Origin of the sequence: Actinacidiphila polyblastidii (assembly GCF_036353415.1) — a bacterium.
Taxonomy (GTDB): Bacteria; Actinomycetota; Actinomycetes; order Streptomycetales; family Streptomycetaceae; genus Actinacidiphila; species Actinacidiphila polyblastidii.
In genome coordinates this window covers 20,997-42,295 of record NZ_JAZEWV010000011.1, presented here as the reverse complement: position 1 = coordinate 42,295, position 21,299 = coordinate 20,997, and the positions used below count along the sequence as shown (strand labels likewise).

Here is a 21,299-nt window from a genome sequence, read left to right as displayed (position 1 = left end):
TGTTCCCTCGACTCTGGTCAGCGCAGCCGCGGCTGGATCTGCTCGATGAAGATGTCACGCTTCTGGTCCTGCGCCAGGTGGCACGCGGAACCCCGCCCGGCCGGAAGCTGCGGCCGCTCGGTGCTGCACCGGTCGCCGCCCACCAGGTCGGTGAACGCGCACCGGGTGTGGAACGGGCAGCCGGACGGCGGGTTCAGCAGGCTCGGCGGGGACCCGGGGATGGGCGCCAGCGGCACGTCCACGTCCGCGGACAGCCGCGGGATGGAGCCCAGCAGGCCCCACGCGTACGGGTGCTCGGGCGTCTTGAGGATGTCCCGTACGGTGCCGCGCTCGACCGCGCGGCCCGCGTACATCACCACCACGTCGTCCGCGGTGTTGGCGATCACACCGAGGTCGTGGGTGATCAGGATGATCGCGGTGCCGGTCTCCTGCTGGAGGTCCTTGAGCAGGTCCAGGATCTGGGCCTGCACGGTGACGTCCAGTGCGGTGGTGGGCTCGTCCGCGATCACCAGGTCCGGGTCGCAGACCAGGGCCATCGCGATCATCGCGCGCTGGCGCATGCCGCCGGAGAACTGGTGCGGGAAGTCGTCCACCCGCGTCTGCGGCTGCGGGATGCCGACCCGGGCCAGCATCTCGATCGCCCGCGCCCTGGCCTCCTTCTTCGAGGCCCCCATGTGCTTCATGTAGGGCTCGGCGATCTGCCGGCCGACCGTGTAGTACGGCGACAGGGCGGTCAGCGAGTCCTGGAAGACCATCGCCATCTTCTTGCCGCGGAGCTTCTCCAGCGTCCGGTCGGACGCCCCGGTCAGCTCCTGGCCGTCCAGGATGATGTCCCCGGTGATGGTGGTGTTGCGCGGGTTGTGCAGGCCGAGGACGGCCAGGTTGGTCACGGACTTGCCGGAGCCGGACTCACCCACGATGCCCAGGGTCTGGCCCCGGTCGAGATCGAAGGAGAGCCCGTCCACGGCCTTCACGATGCCGTCCTCGGTGGCGAACTGCACGTACAGGTCGCGCACCGAGAGGAAGTGCTCGGATTCCTGAGGCGTGGGCTCGGCCTCGGGCTTCGTCAGAGTGGTCACGGGCGGGTTCTCCTACCGGGTGGTGCGCTGGTCGCGGCGGGGGGTGGCGGCCGCGGTCACGCGAGCCGGATCCGCGGGTCGATGAGGGCGTAGGCGGCGTCGACGACGATGTTGAAGATCACGATGGCGCTGGCGCTGAAGAGCATGACGGCCATCTCCATCGGCAGGTCCTCCTTGTTGACGGACTCGACCGCGAGGGTTCCGAGACCGTGCAGGTTGAAGGTGGCCTCGGTGATGATCGCGCCGCCGAAGACGCTGCCGAGGTCGATGCCGAAGATCGTGATGATGGACGCCGCGGCGCCGCGCAGCGCGTAGCGGTAGAAGACGTACTTCGACCCCATGCCCTTGGCGCGGGCGGTTCTGATGTGGTCCTCGGAGAGCTGCTCCACCATCAGGGAGCGGGTCTGCCGGCTGTAGTTGGACCAGAAGATCACCGACATGACCAGGCAGGGCAGGATCAGGCCGTTGAGCGACGCTCCGGGATTCGACGTCCAGGTGGGGTCGGACCCGTTCTTGAGCCAGCCGAGGTTGTTGACGAACAGGGCGATCGCCAGCGGGCCGATGAAGTAGATCTGCACCGAGTTGCCCAGCAGCGAGATCGAGCTGGCGACGCGGTCGAAGGTCTTGCCCTGCTGCCAGGCCGACAGCATGCCGAGGCCCACGCCGATGATCAGGAACGCGGCGGAACCGCCGAGCGCCAGCGACAGCGTGGTCGGGTAGCGGTCCTTCAGCTCGGGCCAGATCATCTGGCTGTCGGCGAAGGAGTAGCCGAAGCAGGGGGCCGGGCAGTGCTGTCCGTCCGGCATGGTGCGGCCGGTGAAGATGCCCGTCATGTAGTGCCAGTACTGCGCGTAGATCGGCTGGTCCAGGCCCATGCGGATCTTGATGGCGTGGACCACGTCCGGGTTCGCGCAGTTCTTGCCACAGGCGAGTTCGGCCGGGTTGGCCGGCAGCACGAAGAAGAGGAAGTACGTGACGGCGCTGATGGCCACCAGAATCACGATCGCGCCCAGAACGCGGCGTGTGAGGAAACGGAGCATCGGTGAGGCTCTTCCGTGGGGGCGCGGGCGGCGGCCGCGCGGTCAGATCCGGGAGCGGCCGGCCCCGGCTGTGTGAGCCGGGGCCGGCCGCCCTTGCGGGTGTTACTGCTTGACGAACACGGTGCTGGCGTTGATGACGCCGGTCACCGAGTTGTAGGTGACGCCGCCCAGGCCCTCGCCGTAGATGTTGAAGTACTTGTCGTACAGGAACGGCACCTGCGCGGTGTCGGTCTGCAGCGAGTACTCCGACAGCTTCTCCCAGTCAGCGCTCTGCTGGGTGAGGTTGGTCTCCGCCTTGATGCGGTCGATCTCGGAGTTGACGTGCGAGTCGTTCAGGAACGAGTAGTTGTTCGTTCCGTCGGCCAGGTTACGGCCGTCCATGGTCGGCGGGACCACGGTGTTGCCGCTCGGCCAGTCCGCGCCCCAGCCGGTGCGGTAGATGTCGTACTGGTTGTTCACCTTGCCGACGACCGTGTAGTAGGAGGTCGGGTCGATCGCCTTGCGGACGACGTCGAAGCCGGCCTTCTGCAGGGCGTTGGCGACGGTCAGCGAGATCTTCTGCCAGCGCGGGGTGTTCGCGTAGGCGTAGACCAGCTTCGGGTGCGGCTGGCCGGCCTCGGCGAGCAGCGCCTTGGCCTTGTCGGGGTCGCCGGTCGGCTTGGCGAGCTTGCCGAACGGGTCGAACTTCTTCCACCCGGCGATGGTCGGGCTCAGCAGCGTGGTGCCGAGGTCGCCCTGGGCCGCGCCGCCGAACGCCTGCTGCACCTGCGACATCGGGAACGCGTAGGCGATCGCCTGGCGCACCTTCGGGTCGGTGATGCGCTTGGTGTTGATGTCGAGGGTCTCGACGTACGGCTGGTACTGGCTGACCGTCCGCGCCTTGAACTTCGGGTCGGTGACCAGCTGCTGCATCACGGTCGGGTCGGCCACGCCGGACAGGTCCAGCGCGTTCTTGTCCGAGCCGGCGCCGGCCTGCAGGCGCTGCGAGAGGCTGGGCTGCTCGATGCCGAGCTGGAAGTTCCAGGTGTCCGGGTACGCGTTGCGGATCGGGTCCGTGGCCGGGTCCCAGTTGGGGTTCCGCTTGAAGACCAGCGACTTGCCCGGCTTGTACGAGGCGATCTCGTAGGGGCCGGAGGAGACCGGGTGGTTGTTGTACGCGCCCTTGTCGTCCTTCGACTTCTCCACCGGAGCGGTGACCGGCATCGCCATCGCGTACGGCGCGTCGGCGTGCGCCTCCTTGAAGTGGAAGACGATGGTCTTGTCGTCCGGCGTCGCGAGCTGGGTGTCCGGGATCTCCTGGCCGGTGTACGGGCCCTTGTACAGCTTGCGGTAGTCAGGGCCGTACAGCCAGGACTGGATGTACTGCGGGCCCTGGGTCTCGAAGTCCGCGAAGAGCCGCTCGACGCTGTACTTGATGTCCTTGGACGTGATCGGCGTGCCGTCCTGGAACTTCAGGTTGTCCTTGAGCGTGTACGTCCACGTCTTGCCGGCGTCCGACATCTTGCCGGTGTCGGTGGCGAGGTCGCCGACCAGGATCGTCTTGCCCGTGGTCGGGTCGATCTTGTAACCGGTCAGCGTGCGCGCGTAGAGCACCGAGACCGACAGCTGGTCGCTGACGTACTGCTGGGCCGGGTCCAGGTAGTCGAAGCCGGCCTGGTTCAGGTCGTTGACGGTGCCGCCCTTGACCGCGCTGGGAACGGCCGGAGCCGGGCCCTTGGAGTCGGCCGCGGTGCCCAGACCGTAGTTCGGGACCGGCGGAGCCGTCGTGGAGCCCCCGCCCTTGGTGCCCGTGGTGCCGCCGCCGTCGCTGCCGCCGCTGCTGCACGCCGCGGTGAGCGACAGCGCCCCGGCCGCCACGATGGCCGCCGCCACGCGTGCTCTGCTGTTTCTCATGAATTCCTGCCTGTCAGTGACTTGACTGCCATCGATGCCGTCGGCCGTGCCCGCAGGAGATCGGGCCGGTTCCGGCGACCTGGACAACTTGGACTGAAGGTGCGCTAGCGGGCTAGCGGAGGGTCTTGGGGTCGAGAGCGTCCCGGACCGAGTCCCCGAGCAGGTTGAAGGCGACCACGAAGAGCGCCATCGCGATGCCGGGGAAGAACATGAAGGTGATGTCGCTCTGGTAGTACTGCGCGCCGGTCTGGAAGAGCAGACCCCAGTCCGGGGTCGGCGGCAGCATGCCGACGCCGAGGAAGGACAGGCCCGCCTCCGCGGTCACGAAGACCGGGAGCATCAGGGTCGTCTGCACCAGGATGGTGCTCCACAGGTTCGGCAGCAGCTCCTTGCGGATGATCCGCCAGGAGGAGGCCCCGCTGATCCGTGCCGCTTCCACGAACTCGCGTTCCCGCAGGCTCAGCACCTGGGCGCGGACCAGTCGCCCGATGCTCATCCAGCCGAGCAGGAACTGCACGCCGACCAGCACCAGCGGGCGCACCCACCAGGGCTCCTGGTCGCCGACGCCGACGAACAGCGCGATGGCGACGGGGGAGAAGGCGATGAAGAACAGCTGGGAGGGGAACGACAGCATGAAGTCGGAGAACCGGCCCATGAAGAAGTCGCTGCGGCCGCCGAGGTAGCCCTGGCTGAGGCCGAAGAGGACGCCCACCGCCACGGACAGGATGGTGGTCGCGGCGGCGATCCCGAGCGAGTTGCGGATGCCGTAGAGCAGCAGCGTGAAGACGTCGCGGCCCAGGCTGGGCTCGAGGCCGAACCAGAAGTTGCCGTCGATGCCGCCGTTGGGCTTGATCGGCAGCCCGTAGCTGTTCAGCAGGCCGTCGTCCTGGCCGTAGAGGTCGTACGGGTTCTTGCCGTAGACCTTGGCGATCAGCGGCGCGCAGACGGCGATCAGGATGAAGAACGCGACGATGATCGCACAGGCGATGCCCGTCTTGTCACGCTTGAAGCGGATCCATGCGAGCTGTCGCGGCGTACGTCCAGCGAGCTCGGGGGCGCCCTTCTCGCCCGGCGTGCCGGACGTTCCCTCGGGCTCGAGGGTGAGGCTGCCCGACTCGTCGGCAGCCTGACTTGGACTGGTCATTCGTTACATCCCCCGGGACCGAGAGCGTGCGTTGCGACGCCGTGTGTGCGTCGTGGGTTGAGCGGACTTTCGCAATGGAATCAACTTCCAGTCAAGGGGGGACGTGAGGAAGAAACCTTGTTGTTTGGCATCTTGAGCGAAGGTTTTGCAGATCGTCTTCCTTATGTGCTTGACATTGCTCCACCAGAACGGACAAAGGGTATATGTCAGGGCGAAGCGCGTTAACATGTTGGCAACTTGACTGTCGTGACTCCGATATACGGACCGAGCAGTCTGAACAACGTACGGCCGTGCGGGTGCCGTCGGCCGGCCGGAGCGTTTCACGGCGCTTCGGCCGGCTCCCGCGGCCCCCGGCCGGACCCTGAAATGACCCCTTTCGATCCCGCTCGCCAACCCTCGCTCCCCGGTCGCAGGTACCTACCCAGCCGGATGCGGATTCAGCGTAGACGGCGGATAGGGACAACCGGGGCGACTGTGACGCCTGTTGAAAGAGAGAAAGCCGCCGGCGCGGATGCGCGGGCGGCTCGACGATTCACCGGGACGGCCGACGGCCGGGCGGCGGGCGGCCCGTATACGGACCCGGCCCGCGCGGGCGCGGAGCGCCGGCCCCGTCAGCGGCCGGGCGCCCGGCGCCGGCGCGTCAGGCGAGACCCAGCGAGCGCTTCAGGAAATCCACCTGGAGGAGCAACAGGTTCTCGGCGACCTGTTCCTGCGGGGTCATGTGGGTGACACCGGACAGCGGCAGCACCTCGTGCGGGCGGCCGGCGGCCAGCAGCGCGGTGGACAGCCGCAGCGAGTGGGCCACCAGCACGTTGTCGTCGGCGAGGCCGTGGATGATCATCATCGGCCGGGCCGGCTGCCGCGCGCCGACCAGGCCGGCGTCCGAGACCAGCGAGTTGCGCTCGTAGACCTCCGGGCGCTCGGCCGGGTGCCCGAGGTACCGCTCCTGGTAGTGCGTGTCGTACAGCCGCAGGTCGGTGACCGGGGCGCCGACGACGGCGGCGTGGAAGACGTCCGGACGGCGCAGCGCCGCGAGCGCGGCCAGATAGCCGCCGAAGGACCAGCCGCGGATCGCCACCCGCTCCAGGTCCAGCGGATACGTCCCGGCCAGCGCGTGCAGCGCGGCCACCTGGTCCTCCAGGGTCACCGCGGCCAGCTCGAAGGCCACCGACTTCTCCCACCCGGGGGAGCGGCCGGGGGTGCCGCGGCCGTCCGCCACGATCACCGCGAAGCCCTGGTCGGCGAACCACTGCGAGACCAGGTGCGGATGGTGCGCCGCCAGCACCCGCTGGCCGTGCGGGCCGCCGTACGGGTCGAGCAGCACCGGCAGCGGGCCGTCGCCCTCCCGGTATCCCGACGGCAGCAGCACCGCGGTCGGAATCCGCCGCTCGCCCGCCTCGCACAGCACCGGCCGCGCGGTCAGCGACGGCGTCTCGGCGTACGAGGCGATCTCCACGACCGGCGCGCCGTCGCGCAGCACCCGGACGCGGGTGCCGGGGCGGTCCTGCGTCGCGGAGCTGAGCACCGTCCACCCGCCCGAGCGCACGGCGCTGTGCACGCCCGGCTCGGCGGAGACGCGGACCGCGCCCGAGGCGTCCACCCGGTAGACGTGCAACTGCCCGGTCTCCGGGTCGGCGGCCGCCTCGCCCGCGGAGGCGGACACCAGCACGCCGGGGCCGCCCGCGTCGAGCACCGCCCGCACGTGCAGCTCGGGTCCTGTCAGGGTGCGGCCGCCGACCTTCAGGACGCGCACGCCCTCCTCGTCGGCGATCCTGACCAGCTCGCCGGTGGGCGTCATGACCGGCACCCCGGCGAAAAGATCAAGCCAGATTCGATCTTCCTCGGCGGCGACCGTGCGGGTCAGGCCGGTCTCCGGGTCGGCCTCCAGGTACAGCTGCTCGCGCTGGTCCCGGGTCTGCACCAGCAGCAGCGGCGGGCCGCCGGCCGACCAGTGCACCGCCGCCAGGTACGGATAGCGGGCGGCGTCCCAGCGGATCTCGCGGCGCGCGCCGTCCAGCCCGCACAGGTGCAGCGACACCTCGGCGTTGGCGGTGCCCGCCGCCGGATACGCCACCTCGACAGGCGGCCGGCCCGGGTGCGCGGGCTCGGCGATCCACCAGCGCTGCACCGGCGCCTCGTCCACCCGGGCCACCAGCAGCGCCGAGCTGTCCGGCGCCCACCAGAAGCCGCGGCTGCGGTCCATCTCCTCGGCCGCGACGAACTCCGCGAGCCCCCAGGTCACCGACGCCTCCGCCGGGTCCCGCGCCGGCTCCGCCAGGGCGCGGTCGCCCAGGCCGGTGCTCTCGACCACCCGCAGTGCGCCCCCGCAGGCGTAGGCGATCCAGCGGCCGTCGGGCGAGGGGCGCGGATCGACGACCGGTCCCGGCACCGCCAGCTCGCGCGCTCCGCCGTCCGCGCCGCCGGAGGAGTCCGGCGCCGCGTCCGGTCCCGGGGCGTCCAGCGGCGCCGTGAAAAGCCGCCCCGACAGCGCGAACGCGGCCGTCGACACCGCCTCGTCCACCGCGAACGCGACCACGCCCGCGGAGCCCTCCCGGCTGCGCTCGCGCCGCGCCCGCTCGGCGGCCGGCAGGTCCTCGTCCGCCCCGCCGAGCAGCGCCGCCGGGTCCGCCGCGATCCGCTCCGCGCCCGAGGCGGCGTCCAGCACCCACAGCAGCTGCGCCGGGTCCGTGCCGGACCGCGACCGGGCGAACACCACCCTCCCGTCCGGCGTCGCCACGAAGCCCCTCGGCGCCCCGAGGGTGAACCGCTGGGTCCTGGCGTGCTGACGCGGGAATGAGAGGTACGTCATAGCGGTGACAGTAGAGGGTGGCGCCGACAACCGCCCCCGGATTTCACCCGCGTGGCGCGCCGCCCCGCTGACCTGCGGCGGCGCGCCGGCCGCCGCGCGCCGCCGCCGCGGCCGGGTGGCTGGATCTGGTCATGCGCCCCCGCGTGCTTCCGTGCTCCGACATATGCGGTGGCACGGAAAGTTATGATCCGTAGCCGTGGGTGGGTAATAGCCATGTGGCAACTGACATGACCCTGCGTACCTGGGAGGTGAGCCGTTGTGGCACTCTCGATTTCGGCGGCGCTGCTGCTGCTGATCATCGTCGTCCTGCTGGTCCGCAGGTCCGGGCTGAAGCCCGGGCACGCGGTCGCCTGCACGCTGCTGGGGTTCTACCTGGCAGGCTCGTCGTGGGCACCGCAGATCACCGACCTCACCAACAACGTCGCGGGGATGATCTCGGACATCAAGTTCTGAGCCACGGGCCGTAGGCTTCCGCCATGAGCGATCTGCCCGCCCGCCGTCTGCTGCTCGTCCACGCACACCCGGACGACGAGACGATCAACAACGGGGCGACCATGGCCAGGTACGCCGCGGAAGGCGCCCTGGTCACCCTCGTCACCTGCACGCTCGGCGAGGAGGGTGAGGTCATCCCGTCCGGCCTCGCCCATCTGGCCGCCGACCGCGAGGACCGCCTGGGCCCGCACCGGATCGGCGAACTGGCCGCCGCCATGCGGGAGCTGGGGGTCACCGACCACCGGTTCCTCGGCGGCGCCGGACGTTACCGGGACTCCGGGATGATGGGCGTCGCGCAGAACGACGTGCCGGGCTGCTTCTGGCAGGCCGACCTCGACGAGGCCGCGGGGCACCTCGCCGACGTCATCCTGGAGGTGCGCCCCCAGGCGCTGGTGACCTACGACGGCAACGGCGGCTACGGCCACCCCGACCACATCCAGGCGCACCGCGTCGCGATGCGCGGCTACGAACTGGCCGCGCTGCGCGGCCACCGCGTCGACCGGGTCTACGAGATCTGCATGCCGCGCTCCGAGGTCGAGGCGGGCTTCGAGCGGCTGGCCGCCGCGGGCAGGGAGTTCCCCTTCGCGTTCATCGCGACGCCCGACGACGTGCCGGGCGTGGTGGACGACGACAAGGTGACGGTGACCGTCGACGGCAGCGCCTACACCGACCGCAAGAAGGCCGCGATGCACGCGCACGCCAGTCAGATCGCGGTGGACGGCCCCTTCTTCGCGCTCTCCAACGACCTCGGCCAGCCGTACTTCGGCACCGAGTACTACCACCAGGTGCACGGCGATCCGCCGGCCGATCCACGGGACCTGTTCGGCGGCGAGACCGGTGACGCGGCCGGCGCGGGGGGCGCGCGATGAAGGGCGGTCTCAGCGGGCCGCCGCGGGTGGCCGCCCTCGTCCTGCTCGGCGTCCTCGGGGCGCTCGTGGCGGCCGCCGGCGCGCTCGTGCAGGCGGGCCTGTTCCCCGGCGGCCTGCTGCTGGCGCTGGGCGGCTGCGTGGCGCTCTTCTACGGCGGCCTGAAGCTCACCGGATCGCGGATCGGCGTGGTGGTGCCGGCCGTGGTGTGGGTGGTCGGCGTGATCCTGCTGAGCACCAGCCGGCCCGAGGGCGACTTCCTCTTCGCGGCGGGCGTCGGACCCTACGTCTATCTGCTCGGCGGCGCGGGCGCCGCCGTGATCTGCGCCACTCTGCCCCAGACCCTGCCCCAACTGCCCGGATCGGGACGGAACACCGCCTGACTTGGCAGGCAGGGGTGGGCACGTGGTTGGGTGAGCGCGAGCGTTCCGCCGCACCGGGGCTGTCCTCCGACGGCGGTCGGTAGGGTGGTCGCGCCGGCGAGCCGCCCGCGGAGAACCGTGACGGGCGGCGAAGCTAACCGGGAGAGCCTGCTTTGAGTCGTGAAACTGACAGTTCGTCCTCGGGTCCCCAGGGCCGCGGCGGAGCCGCATACCCCTCGGGCACGCCGCCGTACGGCACGCGCCCGTTTCCTTCGCTGCACCCGCAGGAGCGGCCGCGTCCCGCGGACGCCCCGGGCGGCGCCCCCGAGGCGGACGCCCCCGACGGCGCGGCCGGCCAGGGCGGGCCGTCGCAGGCGGCCGACGAGCCGAAGACCGAGACGACGCTGACCACCAGGATCCGCATCAACATCCCCGGCTCGCGGCCGATCCCGCCGGTCGTCGTCCGCACGCCGGTCGACGAGAGCACGGTCCGCCCCGACGCCGCCCCTGCCGCCGCCGAGCCCGAGCCCGCGGCCCCCGCGGCCGAGGCCGAGCCGGAGAAGCAGGAGCCCAGCGACTGGTTCGCGCCGCGCAAGCCGGCCGCCGGCGGGCAGCCGGGCGCCGGCGGGCAGCCGGCCTCGGGTGGGCAGCCGGGCGCCGCGCCGGAGACCGGTGCGGGCCGCGGAGCCGGCCGGGGAACGGCGCCCGGCGCGCCCGCGCCCGGCCCCGGCCCGCAGTTCGGCGGCGAACCGGGCGGTGGCGAACCGGGCGGCCGCGCACGGGACTTCGGTCCCGCTGCGGGCGGACCCCGCGGCGGCGGGGGCTTCGGTGCCCCGGCGCCCGGCGCGGACCCCTTCGCCGAGGCGTTCACCTCGCCGCCCGCCGACCCGCAGGCCGCACCGCCGCGCGGCGAACGCCCGCCGGCCGGGCGCCCGATGGGCGCGCCGCCGCTGCCCGAGCGCCCGGCGGCCGACCGCCCGTCGGGGCCGCGGCACCGCGGCGCCCACAACGACGGCCAGGGCGGCGGCTTCGGCGGCGACACCGGCACCCAGCCGATCCCCCACCTCCCGCCGCCGGTCGGCCCGCAGGACGGCGGGCCCGGCCCGCGCGGCCCGCGGGACACCCCGCCGGCCGGCGCCGCCTCGCCGTTCGGCACCCAGGACTTCCCGCCCGGCGTGCCGCGCCCCAGCGACCCGTACGGCGAGGCAGGCAGCCCGGCTCCCGACGCGCCCTTCCCCGGCTACCAGCCGCCCGCCGGCCCGCCCGCGGGCCCGACGGCCGGCCCGGTCACCGGTCCGATGCAGGTGCCCTCGGCGGGCGGCCCGGCCGCCCCGCCGCGCCCCGGGCCGGCAGCCGGCCCCGGAACCGGCCCCGGCGGCCAGGGCGGCTTCCCGCCGCCCGCGGACCGGGTCGCCGGCGACACCCTGGTCAGCGGCATCCCGGCGGTCCCCGCGGGCGAGACCCGCGGTCCGCGCCCGGCGCCCGCACCTGCCCCCGAGCGCATCCCGGCGCCCGCCCCCGAGCGGGTCGCCGCCGCCTCCTCCGGGCAGCGCAAGACCGCGCCGAAGAAGAAGGGCCGCTCCAAGCTGGTGCTGCTGGCCGTCGCGGCCGGCGGTGTGCTCGTCCTCGCCTACGGCGCCGGACTGCTGATGAACCACGCGGACGTGCCCAAGGGCACCACCGTGCTCGGCGTCGACATCGGCAACATGAACCAGGACGCCGCCGTGCAGACCCTCGACAAGGCGCTCGGCAACCGCGCCACCGCGCCGATCACCCTCACCATCGGCGGCAGGAAGCAGCTGCTCAAGCCGTCCGTGGCCGGTCTTTCGGTGGACACCGACACGACCGTCCGCAACGTCGCGCACGCCGACTACAACCCGGTCTCGGTGATCGGCTCGCTGTTCGGCGGCAGCCGCACCGCGGCCCCGGTCTACCTGGTCGACGGTGACAAGCTGAAGGCCGCGCTCGGCGGCCTGGCCGGCAGGAGCAGCTCCGGCAGCGACGGCAAGGTCACCTTCGCCGACCACAAGGCCATCGCGGTCCCCGGCAAGCCCGGCACCTCCTTCGACGTGGACTCCGCCGCGACCCAGGTCGCCGCCGCCTACCGCACCCGCGCCGAGACCGGCGCCGACCAGCCGGTCGCGCTCGCGGTCAGGACGGTGCCGCCGAGGGTCGGCCAGGCCGCGCTGGACAAGGCGGTCAACGGGTTCGGCAGGACCGCGATGCAGGGGCCGGTGACGGTACGGGCGGACGCCGCCCACCAGATCCCCTTCAACAACACCCTGCCGCAGTTCCTGACGATGGTCCCGGACCAGAGCGGCACCCTCCAGCCGCACATCGACCTCGGCGTGCTGAAGTCCCTGTACGGGAGCAAGTTCGACGGCGTCCTGCTCCGCCGCAGCGGCGGCGGCAGCACCCCGGTCACCCCGCAGGACGTCGCGACGGCGCTGGTCAAGGCGCTCGGCTCCAGCACCGAGCGCACCGTCACGCTGCCCGGGGTGGTCGGCTGACCCCGACGGCCGGGGGCGCCGCCCCCGGCCGGGTATGACATCTGTCATCCGGAAGACCGGAGCCGCGGCACTGCACGGAGCCGCCGCGCACCGGCGAAGCTGATGGCATGACCGCACCAGCAGTGAGCACGCAGACCGGCGACGGGCCGGCCGGGGACGGCCCGGCGGACCCGACCGCCGCGCCCGTGGTGAGCTTCACCGACGTGAACAAGAGCTTCGGGGCCGTACGCGCGGTCGCCGACCTCAGCCTGGCGCTGCACCCCGGGGAGACAGTGGCGCTGCTCGGCCCGAACGGCGCGGGCAAGTCCACCGCGCTCGACCTGCTGCTCGGGCTGAAGAACCCCGACCGCGGCGAGGTGCGGATCTTCGGCGCGACGCCCGCGAAGGCCATCGCCCGCGGCCGGGTCGGCGCGATGCTGCAGAGCGGCGGGCTGATGGAGGAGGTCACCGTCCGCGAGCTGGTCGGCCTCGCCTGCGACCTGCACCCGCGCGCGTACCCCGTCGACCAGGTGCTCGCCGCCTCCGACCTCGCCGGCATCGGCGACCGCAAGGTGAACAAGCTCTCCGGCGGCCAGGAGCAGCGGGTCCGGTTCGCGCTGGCCACCGCGGGCGCCAGCGACCTGATCGTGCTGGACGAGCCGACGACCGGCATGGACGTCGGCGTCCGGCAGGCGTTCTGGGCCACGATGCGCGCCCAGGTCGAGCAGGGCAGGACGGTGCTGTTCGCCACCCACTACCTCGAAGAGGCGGACGCCGTCGCCGACCGGGTCCTGGTGATGCACCGCGGCCGGCTGATCGCCGACGGCACCGCGGCCGAGATCAAGGCGCGGGCCGGCGCCCGCCGGATCACCTTCGACCTGCCCGACGGCGCCGACGAGCGGCAGCTGTCCGCGCTGCCGCACCTGGTCGGCCTGGACGTCAGCGGGCCCACCGTCAGGATCCGCTCCGACGACGCCGACGCCACCGTGCACGAGCTGTACGGGCTCGGCCTGTACCCGCGGAACCTGGAGGTCTCCGGGCTCGGCCTGGAGCAGGCGTTCCTCGCCCTCACCGACGCAGCGACCGCCGAGGAGGCGGACCACCGATGAAGACCCTGATCCGCCTGGAGATCACCCGCACCCTGCGGAACCGCAAGTTCATGTTCTTCTCGGTGCTCTACCCGGCGATGCTCTTCTCCTTCTTCACCCTGGGGACCAGCAGGACGGAGCGGATCAGCGGACTCGGGCTGACCCGGGTGGCGTACCTGATGACGGCGATGGCCGCCTTCGGCGCGATGACCGCCGTGCTGATGGGCAACGCGGAGCGCATCGCCCGCGAGCGGGAGAAGGGCTGGGTGCGCCAGCTGCGGCTGACCGCGCTGCCCGGCCGCGGCTACGTCACCGCGAAGATCGCCTCCGCGGCGACCGTCAGCCTGCCGTCCATCCTGATCGTGCTGCTGCTCGGCGCGACGACCAAGGGCGTCCGGCTGGACGCCTGGCAGTGGGTCGGCATCGGCGTCGCCACCTGGGCGGGCAGTCTGGTCTTCGCCGCGCTGGGGGTGGCCATCGGCTACGTCGCCAGCGCCGACGTGGCCCGGCCGATCTCGATGATCTGCTACTTCGGCCTGTCCCTGCTGGGCGGCCTGTGGTTCCCGATCACCCAGTACCCGCAGTGGGTGCAGACGCTCGCCGGCTACACGCCCGCGCGGCCGTACGCCGCGCTGGGCCAGGCGATCGAGCTGGGCGACGCCCCGCACGCCAAGGACGTCACCGTCCTCGCCGTGTACCTGCTCCTCTTCGCCGGCGTGGCGGCCTGGCTGTACCGCAAGGACACCCGGAAGGCGTGAAAGGGAAGCCGTGAAGGAACCGACGAGCCCGAACGAGCCGGGCAAGGCGCCCTGGCCGCCCTGGCGGCGGCAGATCGAGGACGACGACGACACCGCGATGGCCCGCGCGCCGGAGAACCGCAGGCAGGCGCTGGTGAAGCTGGCCTGGGTCGGCATCTGGCTGATCTACCTCGGCGCGCCGGTCGACGACCTGGTGCACGGCCACCACGCGGTGGCCGTCACCGTCGTCGCCGCGCTCGGCTTGGCCGCCTTCGTCGTCGCCTACCTCGCGCTGGTCTTCCTGCGCACCAACACCGGCGAGCGCCCGGAGCGGTGGGTGTACGGCATCCTCGCCGCGCAGACCGCGCTGTCGCTGGTGCTGTCGGCGGCCCTCGGGAAGAACTGGCTGGTGCTCTTCGTCTACGTGGCGGTGGCGTGCGGGGCGGCGCTGCCCGCGAAGGAGTCCCGCTGGGCGGTGCCCGCGGTGACCGCGCTGCTGGCGGCGGTCGGCGCCTGGCAGGACACCGGCGCCGACCTCTACCCGGCGCTGCTCATCCCGTCGCTGCTGGGCGGTTTCGCGATGGTCGGCGTCAAGCAGCTGGTCCGCACCATGCGGGAGCTGCGCGAGGCCCGCGAGACGGTCGCGCACCTCGCGGCCACCGAGGAGCGGCTGCGGCTCGCCCGCGACCTGCACGACCTGCTCGGCCACTCGCTCTCGCTGATCACCCTGAAGAGCGAACTGGCCGGGCGGATGCTGCCCGACCGCCCGCAGGACGCCGCGCAGCAGGTCGCCGACATCGAGAAGGTCAGCCGGCAGGCGCTGGTGGACGTGCGCGAGGCGGTCAGCGGCTACCGGCGGCCGACGCTCGCCGCAGAGCTCGCCGCCGCCCGCGGCGCGCTGGCCTCCGCGGGGATCGCCGCCCGGCTGCCCGCCGCCGAGCGCCCCGCCGGGCTCGGCTCCCAGGGCGAGGGCGCGCTGGCCTGGGCGCTGCGCGAGGCGGTGACCAACGTCGTACGGCACAGCGGCGCGGCGACCTGCGTGGTGGCGCTGCGGGTCGAGGACGGCCTGGCCACGCTCACCGTCTCCGACGACGGCCGCGGCCCGGTGGCCGACCAGCGGTCGGGCAACGGCCTGACCGGGCTGACCGAACGGCTGATCCTGGCCGGCGGCACCCTGGACACCGGCCGCTCGGGCGACGGCGGCTTCCGGCTGACGGCCACCGTGCCGGCCGATCCGGCGCCGGTGGGTGCGGACCGGCGCGGCGGCGGCGGGTAGTAGGGTCCGGGACGTGCCTGAGACCCCTGAGCCCGCAGCGGCGCCCGCCCCCGACCACGACGAGTCCGCGGCGCGGCCCGCGTCCGGCGCGTCGTACGACAGCGCGCCCGCCCCGGCGTACGACCCGGCGGCCGGGACCGGCAACCTGATCGAGGACGCCGTGCTCAGGTCGGCCGCGCGGGCCACGCTGCCCTTCCAGGCGGCCCGCGCGGACCGCAGCTTCGCCACCGCCTTCTGGTACAACGACCTCGTCCAGAGCAACGGGCAGCACGAGGTCATCCGGCAGTACCTGGTGACCGCGGAGGCCCGCACCCGCTACGAGATCGGCCAGTTCACCCTGCGCGACGGGCTCGCCGAGCCCGAACTGCCCGCGGACGAGCTGGTGCTGCCCTCGTTCGCCAAGAAGTGGACCCGGCTCGGCGACCTCGGCGTGGCCGTGATGCCCACCACCGACCTGCACATCCACGCCGAGCGCAAGGGCTGGAACTGGACCACCCACGAGGTCACCTCGGGGCTGGCCGCCCAGCCGGCCGACATCGCGATGGTCGGCACCGAGCCGCTGCCCGCGTACCTCCTCGGGCACGAGGTGACCGAGGAGGCCGGCGCCCGGCACGCCGAGCGCCCCCAGGTGCTGCTGCCCGGCACCGTGTCGCGGCAGGACGCCGACCCGGTGCGCTGGACCGGACCGTTCCCCGACGGGCTGGCGGGCGCCCCGGTCTTCACCGTCCTGCCGGTCGACGACGAGCAGGTCAAGCTGGTCTGCCTCGGCCTCGCGCTGCCCGGCGACCCCACCCCCACCGTGGTCACCTTCGACCTGCTGCGCCCGGCCATCCACGCGGTGACGCCGTCGCTCAAGCGCCGTTGGTGGCGGCGCGGCTGAACGGCCCGCGCGGCGGCGGGCCGCGGCCGGCCGCGGGGGGTACGGTCCCCGACCATGACGCCACCCGTGCTGCCCGTCCCTGTCGCCGCCGCCCTCGAAGCGGCCGACGCCGGGAACACCGAGGACTTCCTCGCGGCCTTCGCCGACGACGGCGCGGTCGACGACTGGGGCCGCGTGTTCCGCGGCCGTGAGGCCGTACGCGGCTGGAGCGACGCCGAGTTCATCGGCAGGCAGGTCACCCTGGAGGTCACCGGCGCCCGAACCGAGGGCGACACCACCACGGTGAGCGCCCAGGTCGGCGGCAACGGCTTCAACGGCCCCTCCGACTTCGCCTTCACCGTCGCCGGCAACCACGTCACCCTCATGCGCATCACCGGCTGACCGCCTGGCCGGCGCCCCCGCGCCCTGGCCGGTTCCGTCGGCGTGCCCGACGGCCCGCGGCTGGACCTGCACGAGCCCGGCACCGTACGGGCCCTGCACGACGCCGTGCCGTCGCGCGGCGGGCGGATCGGCGGGGACTGGACCGACGAGTGCGACGGCTGGACGCTCCTCCCCGCGGTGGCCGGTACCCTGCCGGGGTGACGGGGACGATTCGGATACTGCTCGCCGACGACCAGTCGATGGTCAGGGAGGCGCTGGCCACGCTGCTCGGACTCGAAGAGGACATGGAAGTGGTGGCCCAGGTCGCCCGCGGCGACCAGGTGCTGGACGCCGCCCGCGCCCACCGCCCCGACGTGGCGCTCCTCGACATCGAGATGCCGGGCATGACCGGCATCGAGGCGGCGGCGGAGCTGCGCCGGCACCTCCCCGGGGTCAAGGTCGTCATCGTCACCACCTTCGGCCGGCCCGGCTACCTGCGCCGCGCGATGGAGTCCGGCGCGGAGGCGTTCCTCGTCAAGGACGCGCCCGCCGCGCAGCTCGCCGACGCGGTGCGCCAAGTGCTCCAGGGCAAGCGGGTGATCGACCCCACGCTCGCCGCGGCCGCCCTCGCCGAGGGGCCCGACCCGCTCACCGCCCGCGAGCGCGACGTCCTCAGGGCCGCGGCCGACGGCGCGGTCAACGCGGAGATCGCCCGCGGGCTGCTGCTCTCCGAGGGGACGGTCCGCAACTACCTCTCCACCGCGATCCAGAAGACCGGCGCCCGCAACCGGGCGGAGGCGGTCCGGATGGCCCGCGAGAAGGGGTGGCTCTGACCGTTGCGCTGCGCTGGCGGGTGGCCCAGCGGGGTTCGGGGTGCCCCCCGGGGGGTGCGGTGCCGGCCGCGGGGCGGTGGGTGGCTGGTCGCGCTGTTCCTCGTGCCCCTGCGGGGGTCGGGGTGCCCCCGGGGGCTCGCCGCCGGCTGCGCGCCGGTGGGTGGCTGGTCGCGCTGTTCCTCGCGCCCCTGCGGGGGTCGGGGTGCCCCCCGGGGGGTGCGGTGCCGGCCGCGGGGCGGTGGGTGGCTGGGCGCGCTGTTCCTCGCGCCCCTGCGGGGTTCGGGGTGCCCCCGGGGGTGCGGTGCCGGCTGCGCGCCGGTGGGTGGCTGGGCGCGCTGTTCCTCGCGCCGGGTGCCCCCGGGGGGTGCGGTGCCGGTTGCGCGCCGGTGGGTGGTCCGGAGTGTGCCTCGGGGGGCAGGGCGGACGGTTCCGGGGTCAAGGAGGATCCTGCGACGCCTAGTTGAGTCGGGCGCGCGCGGAGCGCGCCTCCGCGCGCATCGCGCGGGCCGTCTCCGGGTCGAACGCCCCGATGATCTCGGCGTACTCGTCCATCTCCGCGGCCCCGCCCAGGAAATCCCCCATGTCGACCAGCAGCCGCGCCCGCTCGTAGCGGAGCTTCGCCGGGTGGCGCGGCATCAGCAGCGTCAGCTCGAGCGTCCAGAGCTGGACCGGCCGCAGCTCGGGCCGGGGCGCGGCCCAGGCCCGGATGTTGTTGAGCACCCGCTGCACCGTGTCCAGCGGATCGGCGGGTGTGAGCATCGCCGGCGTCAGCGCCGCCCCCGTCGCCCCGGCGACGATCAGCTCCGTGTCGGCGGCCGAGAGCGCCCGCCCCCCGTCGAAGGGGTCGACCAGCACATGGGAGCCGTCGGGATCGCCGAGCCCGACGACGAAGTGACCGGGCAGGCCCACCCCGTAGACGTGCGCGCCGGCCCGCCGGGCCACCTCGATCCACACCACCGACAGCAGGATCGGCAGCCCGCGGCGGCGTACCAGCACCTGCTGGAGCAGGGAGGACTCCAGCCGCTGGTAGTCGGCGGGCGTGCCGTGGAAGCCGTGGCCCGCGCCGAGGACGCGGTGCAGCGCGGCGGCCCACTCCATCGGCTCCGCCAGGCCGTGCGGGAGCAGCCCGGCCAGCCGGTCCAGCTCGATCTGGGCGGCGTCGAGCGCCGCGCCGTCCAGCGCCGGGTCGGCCTCCGCGCCGACCAGCAGGCACAGTTCCGCCAAGTCGGGCCGCTCCTCGCGGGCCGCGGCGGCGAAGCGTTCGCGTACGGATGCGCTCATGCCAAGGGACGCCGGTAGTGGTAGCCGTGGTGGTCGGTGAAGCCGAGCCGGTCGTAGAGCGCCCGTGCGGCCGCGTTGTCCGCCTCGACCTGGAGGTGGGCGGCGGTCGCGCCCTCCTCGTACGCCCTGCGGGCGAGCGCGCCCATCAGCGCGGTGGCCAGGCCGCCGCGCCGGTGCTCCGGCGGCACCTCGACGGCGCCGAACAGCGCCCACGGCCCGTCGACGACGGCCCGGCCTATCGCGCCGGGCCCCGGGTGTCCCGCCGCGCCCGGCAGCGTCGCGAACCACACCGACGCGCCGCCGGAGACGACCTTCAGCGCCGCGTCGGTGAGTTCCCCGGTGCGGTGGTAGGCGGCCAGCCACGCCGCGTCCACGTCGCGCGACAGCCGTACCCGGCCGAGGTGCGCGGGCGGTTCGGGCAGTGACGTCAGCGGCGCGAGCGGCGCGGTGCGGATCAGCGTGTCGGCCTCGCGGGCCCAGCCGGCCGCGTCGATCCGCTGCGCCCAGGCGGAGGAGTCCGGCACCTGGAGGCAGGCGGGAAGCCGACGCTCGGCGTACCAGCGTTCGACCTGCGCCAGCGCGTCGTCGAGCGCCACGCCCGGGTCGCCGGCGACCAGCACCGAATTGGCCCGGCGGGTGAAGCCGCCGGACGCGCGCAGCGTCCAGTCGCCGAGCCGCGCGGTCTCGCCCGCGGGCCAGCCGCGCGAGGCGATCTCCTCCAGCTCCTCGGCCGTCACCCGCGGCACCGCGAGCCCGCGACGCGCCGGAGCGGGCGGCACGACCTTCCCCGCCACCAGCGACGATTCCACGATCCGGACGGTCTCACCGCTCTTTCGCGTGATGTACACCACCCCTGCATCCCAAGATGCGAGAAGACCGACTGTGTCCGTGAACGTAGGATGCCCGTCGGCGACACCTGTCAGCCGCCGTACCGACACGCGTTTTCCCACGTCAGCGGGGGTGATCCGGATTTCGAGCCGTGCACCGGACGGAATTTCCGCTGGCATGCATGCCCCTCCTGTTCGGAACGTGCTCAGGAACGGAGATACTAGGTGCGGGCATCGACGACGCCGCGCTCCCGCGCGAGATGAGCCCTATCGAGGAGGAACGACAGCGTGACCTACGTCATCGCGCAGCCTTGTGTCGACGTCAAGGACAAGGCGTGCATCGAAGAGTGCCCGGTCGACTGCATCTACGAGGGCTCGCGGTCCTTGTACATCCACCCGGACGAGTGTGTCGACTGCGGCGCGTGTGAGCCGGTCTGCCCGGTCGAGGCCATCTTCTACGAGGACGACACCCCGGAGGAGTGGAAGGACTACTACAAGGCGAACGTGGAGTTCTTCGACGAGCTGGGATCGCCCGGCGGTGCGTCCAAGCTCGGCCTGATCGAGCGCGACCACCCCTTCATCGCCGAGCTGCCTCCGCAGAACCAGTAACGACGGCGTCCGCGACGGCTGACTCCACCGGGCTCCGTACGGCCGCATGCGCCGTACGGGGCCCGGCGTTCTTCCCCCCGCAGCCGTCCGCCGGCACGCACCCACCACCACGCAAAGCGAGAGTGAGCACGTGAGCATCTCCGCCCGCCTCCCGGTGTTCCCCTGGGACCGGCTCGAGCCGTACAAGGCCGCGGCGGCCGGCCACCCCGACGGCGTGGTCGACCTGTCGGTGGGCACCCCGGTCGACCCGGTCCCCGAGGCGGTGCGCCAGGCGCTGGCCGACGCCGCGGACAGCCCCGGCTACCCGCTCACGCACGGCACCCCGGCGCTGCGCCGGGCCGCCGCGGAGTACCTGCGCACCTGGCACGGCGTGGCCGGCGCCGACCCCGCGCACATCCTGCCGCTGATCGGCTCCAAGGAACTGGTCGGCTGGCTGCCGACGCTGCTCGACCTGCGCGAGGGGGACCAGGTCGGCTACCCGGAGCTGGCCTACCCGACGTACGAGATCGGCACGCTGATCGCCCGCGCCGAGCCGGTCACCTACGGCGACCCGGTCGCCGACCTGGACCCGGCGCGGGTCAGGCTGCTCTGGCTGAACAGCCCCTCCAACCCGACCGGCCGGGTGCTGGCCGCCGCCGAGCTGCGCCGAATCGTGGCGTGGGCGCGCGAGCACGGCATCCTCGTCGTCGCCGACGAGTGCTACATCGAGCTGGGCTGGGAGGGCGCGGAGCCGGTCTCGGTGCTGCACCCGGACGTCTGCGGCGACCGGCACGACGGCCTGGTCGCGGTCCACTCCCTCTCCAAGCGGTCCAACTTCGCGGGCTACCGCGGGGCGTTCCTGGCCGGCGACCCGGCGGTCGTCGCCGAACTCCTCGCGGTGCGCAAGCACGCCGGGATGATCGTGCCGCAGCCGGTGCAGGCCGCGATGGCCGCAGCGCTGGGCGACCGCGCGCACGCCGTCGAGCAGAAGGAGCGGTACGCCCGCCGCCGCACCGCCCTGCGCGCCGCCTTCGAGGCGGCCGGCTTCCGGATCGAGCACAGCGAGGCGAGCCTCTACCTCTGGGCGACCCGCGCCGAGCCCTGCTGGGACACCGTCGCCGACCTCGCCAAGCTCGGCGTCCTCGTCGCTCCCGGCGAGTTCTACGGCCCGCGCGGCGCGGAGTTCGTCCGGGTCGCCTTCACGGCCACCGACGAGCGGGTCGCAGCCGCGGTGGCACGACTGGCGAGCTGACGC

Annotated in this window: 20 protein-coding genes; 13 read left to right on the top strand and 7 right to left on the bottom strand. The window is 73.2% G+C overall.

All coding sequences use genetic code 11. The annotated features are described in order from the left end of the window. Positions 1-17: 17 nt before the first annotated feature. From V2S66_RS15785 to V2S66_RS15765, 5 genes are all read right to left on the bottom strand, one after another. Positions 18-1,079 (bottom strand): ABC transporter ATP-binding protein, encoded by a 1,062-nt coding sequence (locus V2S66_RS15785; RefSeq protein ID WP_330795853.1) that lies wholly within the window; start codon positions 1,077-1,079, stop codon positions 18-20. Between the two features lie 56 nt (positions 1,080-1,135). After that, a complete protein-coding gene (locus tag V2S66_RS15780) occupies positions 1,136-2,119 on the bottom strand; it encodes an ABC transporter permease (RefSeq protein ID WP_330795851.1) in 984 nt (327 codons plus the stop codon). Between the two features lie 102 nt (positions 2,120-2,221). Then, positions 2,222-4,012, bottom strand: a complete 1,791-nt coding sequence (locus V2S66_RS15775; RefSeq protein WP_330795850.1) for an ABC transporter substrate-binding protein — start codon at positions 4,010-4,012, stop codon at positions 2,222-2,224. A 112-nt stretch (positions 4,013-4,124) separates the two neighbouring features. Next, positions 4,125-5,156, bottom strand: a complete 1,032-nt coding sequence (locus V2S66_RS15770) for an ABC transporter permease (protein ID WP_330795847.1) — start codon at positions 5,154-5,156, stop codon at positions 4,125-4,127. A 640-nt stretch (positions 5,157-5,796) separates the two neighbouring features. After that, entirely contained in the window at positions 5,797-7,965 is a 2,169-nt protein-coding gene (locus tag V2S66_RS15765; RefSeq protein ID WP_330795844.1) for an alpha/beta fold hydrolase, read from the bottom strand. Between the two features lie 258 nt (positions 7,966-8,223). On the opposite strand from V2S66_RS15765, the gene V2S66_RS15760 reads away from it, so the two are divergent. From V2S66_RS15760 to V2S66_RS15710, 11 genes are all read left to right on the top strand, one after another. Continuing rightward, positions 8,224-8,418, top strand: a complete 195-nt coding sequence (locus V2S66_RS15760; RefSeq protein WP_330795841.1) for a hypothetical protein — start codon at positions 8,224-8,226, stop codon at positions 8,416-8,418. 23 nt (positions 8,419-8,441) lie between these two features. Beyond that, the gene (gene mshB, locus V2S66_RS15755) at positions 8,442-9,326 is read left to right on the top strand and encodes an N-acetyl-1-D-myo-inositol-2-amino-2-deoxy-alpha-D-glucopyranoside deacetylase (RefSeq protein WP_330795838.1); all 885 of its coding nucleotides are present in this window, start codon (positions 8,442-8,444) and stop codon (positions 9,324-9,326) included. Beyond that, positions 9,323-9,706, top strand: coding sequence for a DUF6113 family protein (locus V2S66_RS15750; protein ID WP_330795837.1), 384 nt, complete (start codon positions 9,323-9,325; stop codon positions 9,704-9,706). Before mshB ends, V2S66_RS15750 begins: the two co-directional genes overlap by 4 nt. Positions 9,707-9,858: 152 nt before the next feature. Continuing rightward, positions 9,859-12,195 carry a hypothetical protein gene (locus V2S66_RS15745; protein WP_330795834.1) on the top strand — a complete coding sequence of 779 codons (2,337 nt, stop codon included), beginning with the start codon at positions 9,859-9,861 and terminating at the stop codon, positions 12,193-12,195. 107 nt (positions 12,196-12,302) lie between these two features. Beyond that, entirely contained in the window at positions 12,303-13,283 is a 981-nt protein-coding gene (locus V2S66_RS15740; protein ID WP_330795831.1) for an ABC transporter ATP-binding protein, read from the top strand. Continuing rightward, positions 13,280-14,020, top strand: coding sequence for an ABC transporter permease (locus tag V2S66_RS15735; protein WP_330795828.1), 741 nt, complete (start codon positions 13,280-13,282; stop codon positions 14,018-14,020). Before V2S66_RS15740 ends, V2S66_RS15735 begins: the two co-directional genes overlap by 4 nt. Positions 14,021-14,117: 97 nt before the next feature. Continuing rightward, positions 14,118-15,275, top strand: a complete 1,158-nt coding sequence (locus tag V2S66_RS15730; protein ID WP_330796171.1) for a sensor histidine kinase — start codon at positions 14,118-14,120, stop codon at positions 15,273-15,275. Between the two features lie 13 nt (positions 15,276-15,288). Further along, positions 15,289-16,155, top strand: coding sequence for a hypothetical protein (locus V2S66_RS15725; protein WP_330795826.1), 867 nt, complete (start codon positions 15,289-15,291; stop codon positions 16,153-16,155). Positions 16,156-16,209: 54 nt separating this feature from the next. Continuing rightward, positions 16,210-16,536: a nuclear transport factor 2 family protein gene (locus tag V2S66_RS15720; protein WP_330795824.1), complete on the top strand. Its 327-nt coding sequence runs from the start codon at positions 16,210-16,212 to the stop codon at positions 16,534-16,536. 42 nt (positions 16,537-16,578) lie between these two features. Further along, the gene (locus tag V2S66_RS15715) at positions 16,579-16,737 is read left to right on the top strand and encodes a hypothetical protein (protein ID WP_330795821.1); all 159 of its coding nucleotides are present in this window, start codon (positions 16,579-16,581) and stop codon (positions 16,735-16,737) included. Beyond that, positions 16,734-17,348, top strand: a complete 615-nt coding sequence (locus V2S66_RS15710) for a response regulator transcription factor (protein ID WP_330795819.1) — start codon at positions 16,734-16,736, stop codon at positions 17,346-17,348. Before V2S66_RS15715 ends, V2S66_RS15710 begins: the two co-directional genes overlap by 4 nt. A 456-nt stretch (positions 17,349-17,804) precedes the next feature. Here the strand turns inward: V2S66_RS15710 and V2S66_RS15705 are convergent, their stop codons facing one another. Together V2S66_RS15705 and V2S66_RS15700 are read right to left on the bottom strand one after the other, a co-directional pair. After that, positions 17,805-18,629, bottom strand: a complete 825-nt coding sequence (locus V2S66_RS15705) for a transglutaminase-like domain-containing protein (RefSeq protein WP_330795817.1) — start codon at positions 18,627-18,629, stop codon at positions 17,805-17,807. Then, the gene (locus tag V2S66_RS15700; protein ID WP_413966406.1) at positions 18,626-19,636 is read right to left on the bottom strand and encodes a GNAT family N-acetyltransferase; all 1,011 of its coding nucleotides are present in this window, start codon (positions 19,634-19,636) and stop codon (positions 18,626-18,628) included. Before V2S66_RS15700 ends, V2S66_RS15705 begins: the two co-directional genes overlap by 4 nt. Before the next feature lie 108 nt (positions 19,637-19,744). On the opposite strand from V2S66_RS15700, the gene fdxA reads away from it, so the two are divergent. Both fdxA and dapC read left to right on the top strand, forming a co-directional pair. Further along, complete coding sequence (gene fdxA / locus V2S66_RS15695; RefSeq protein ID WP_033319951.1) at positions 19,745-20,065, top strand: ferredoxin; 321 nt, start codon at positions 19,745-19,747, stop codon at positions 20,063-20,065. A gap of 130 nt (positions 20,066-20,195) precedes the next feature. Continuing rightward, positions 20,196-21,296 carry a succinyldiaminopimelate transaminase gene (gene dapC, locus V2S66_RS15690; protein ID WP_330795805.1) on the top strand — a complete coding sequence of 367 codons (1,101 nt, stop codon included), beginning with the start codon at positions 20,196-20,198 and terminating at the stop codon, positions 21,294-21,296. The last annotated feature ends 3 nt before the right edge of the window (positions 21,297-21,299 follow it).

What these genes read in the sequence shown, in the direction of transcription:
- V2S66_RS15780 (WP_330795851.1), bottom strand. Translation starts at nt 2,119, where the DNA reads ATGCTCCGTTTCCTCACACGCCGCGTTCTGGGCGCGATCGTGATTCTG.
- V2S66_RS15770 (WP_330795847.1), bottom strand. Translation starts at nt 5,156, where the DNA reads ATGACCAGTCCAAGTCAGGCTGCCGACGAGTCGGGCAGCCTCACCCTC.
- V2S66_RS15750 (WP_330795837.1), top strand. Translation starts at nt 9,323, where the DNA reads ATGAAGGGCGGTCTCAGCGGGCCGCCGCGGGTGGCCGCCCTCGTCCTG.
- mshB (WP_330795838.1), top strand. Translation starts at nt 8,442, where the DNA reads ATGAGCGATCTGCCCGCCCGCCGTCTGCTGCTCGTCCACGCACACCCG.
- V2S66_RS15705 (WP_330795817.1), bottom strand. Translation starts at nt 18,629, where the DNA reads ATGAGCGCATCCGTACGCGAACGCTTCGCCGCCGCGGCCCGCGAGGAG.
- V2S66_RS15775 (WP_330795850.1), bottom strand. Translation starts at nt 4,012, where the DNA reads ATGAGAAACAGCAGAGCACGCGTGGCGGCGGCCATCGTGGCGGCCGGG.
- V2S66_RS15700 (WP_413966406.1), bottom strand. Translation starts at nt 19,636, where the DNA reads ATGCCAGCGGAAATTCCGTCCGGTGCACGGCTCGAAATCCGGATCACC.
- V2S66_RS15720 (WP_330795824.1), top strand. Translation starts at nt 16,210, where the DNA reads ATGACGCCACCCGTGCTGCCCGTCCCTGTCGCCGCCGCCCTCGAAGCG.
- V2S66_RS15765 (WP_330795844.1), bottom strand. Translation starts at nt 7,965, where the DNA reads ATGACGTACCTCTCATTCCCGCGTCAGCACGCCAGGACCCAGCGGTTC.
- V2S66_RS15740 (WP_330795831.1), top strand. Translation starts at nt 12,303, where the DNA reads ATGACCGCACCAGCAGTGAGCACGCAGACCGGCGACGGGCCGGCCGGG.
- V2S66_RS15735 (WP_330795828.1), top strand. Translation starts at nt 13,280, where the DNA reads ATGAAGACCCTGATCCGCCTGGAGATCACCCGCACCCTGCGGAACCGC.
- V2S66_RS15730 (WP_330796171.1), top strand. Translation starts at nt 14,118, where the DNA reads ATGGCCCGCGCGCCGGAGAACCGCAGGCAGGCGCTGGTGAAGCTGGCC.